The 1,824-nt window shown below is 25.3% G+C and carries 2 protein-coding genes; both read left to right on the forward strand.

Features of this window, described 5'->3' with window-relative positions:
- Positions 1-687 (forward strand): TOPRIM nucleotidyl transferase/hydrolase domain-containing protein (locus tag O9267_RS14535; protein ID WP_298180841.1); only part of this gene is annotated, 687 nt, incomplete at its 5' end.
- The coding region (locus tag O9267_RS14540) for a UvrD-helicase domain-containing protein (protein WP_298180843.1) at positions 684-1,824 on the forward strand (1,141 nt) is incomplete at its 3' end. The genes O9267_RS14535 and O9267_RS14540, both read left to right, overlap by 4 nt.

Below are 1,824 nucleotides of genomic sequence, written 5' to 3' on the forward strand. Positions count from 1 at the left end.
AAAAACTCAAATAAACTATATGATTTTATTAAATCTGATCAAGGAATATTGCGTAGTAATCCTGAAGCGTTTTTTGCAAAAAAAATAGTTTTATGTGAGGGAGCAACAGAAGTTGGAATTGTGAGAGGTATCAACAATTATAACTATAAAAATAATGATTTTAGATTCTCAAATAATGGTGTACGATATCTTGATTGTGGAGGAGATTCAAAAATAAAAGATTGTTTGAATATGTTGATTAATAAAGAGTATGATGTATTAGTTTTCTGTGATTCTGATAATGATATAAATCCAAAAGTAAAAGAACTAAAACAGTTTATAAAAGATAAATCTATTGATTCAATTCAATGTGAATCAGGAAAAGCTATAGAAAATCAAATCTTTACAGATTTAAATTTTGAAACAATAAAAAAAATATTTGAATTAGAATTACTTGAAGATAAAAACTCAATAAAAGATAGCATAAAATCTAATTATATTGGAGCTTCTTGGAATGATGACTTTTTGAGTAATGATAATCTTGAAATTAGAAATGCATTTGGAATTTCTAGTAATAAGAATAAATGGATTAAAAGAATAGATATGGGTACATCAGTTGGTGAACTCTGTATGGGTTCATTAAATGAATTTAAAGATAAGCATCTATATAAAATGTTAACTAGTATTAATGATTGGGCAAGCAAATGATAGACTTAGATAAATTCATAGAACATCCAAAATGTCTTTTGATAGCTCCAGCTGGATTCGGAAAAACACATACTATAACTGAATGTTTATTAAAACTTCCTCTTGATTCAAAGAAGCAATTGATTCTTACTCATACTCATGCTGGTGTAACTGCTATTAAGGAGAAATTAAAAAAACTTAATGTTCCAAATAACTATGAAGTTGAGACAATTAGTAGTTTTATTCAACGTTATGTTCTGGCATATAATCATAATAAAATAATACCGAGCATTGAAGATTCAAAAAAGTATTATTCCTTTCTTAATGATTCAGCACATAGTCTATTTAAAACAAAAATTATAACAGATGTTATTAAATCGACATATTCAGGTTTATTTGTTGATGAATATCAGGATTGTACAAAAAAACAACATGAAATAATAAAAATTTTAGCTGAATTAATACCAACTAGAATATTAGGAGATTTTCTTCAAGGTATTTTTGAATTTAATGAACCAATAGTTGATTTAACTAATACAACAGAAATGAATGGATTTGTTCAAAATTCATTTGAATTAACTCAACCACAAAGATGGCTAAATGGAAATAATTCGGCTTTAGGTATTGAAATAAAAGCTATTCGTGAAAAATTAATTAAGAAAGAAGAAATTGATTTGAAGCTATACAAATCAATTGAATTATTGAATTATCCTTCTTTAGATTTACACACTCCAAAAACAGATTATAGCAATCTAATATGGAAACTTATTGGAAATTCTTCTAGTTTATTAATAATTCATAGCAATACAACAAGTGTTGAACCTAGAAAAACAATCACTCAAAAATATAACAACTCATTAACACTTATCGAATCAATTGATGATAAGTTATTCTATAAAGTTTCTAAGCTATTAGACGAAATTAATTCAATAAATGCTGCAATTAAATTAAGAGAAATATCACTTTTACTATTTAGTAAAACGGAAATTAATAATTGGTTTAATGAAAAAGGACTTAAAAGAAAAACTAATGTAGCTGATAAAAAAATAGTTGAGGAATTCAATCAACTTATTAACGATGTTAGTAAAAATATAACGGAAATCATTTTAAAAATCTCTGATTTACCAAAAATGAAATGTTTCAGACCAGAAGTTTTAA

Source organism: Flavobacterium sp. (assembly GCF_027531705.1).
In the GTDB taxonomy this organism is placed as follows: domain Bacteria; phylum Bacteroidota; class Bacteroidia; order Flavobacteriales; family Flavobacteriaceae; genus Flavobacterium.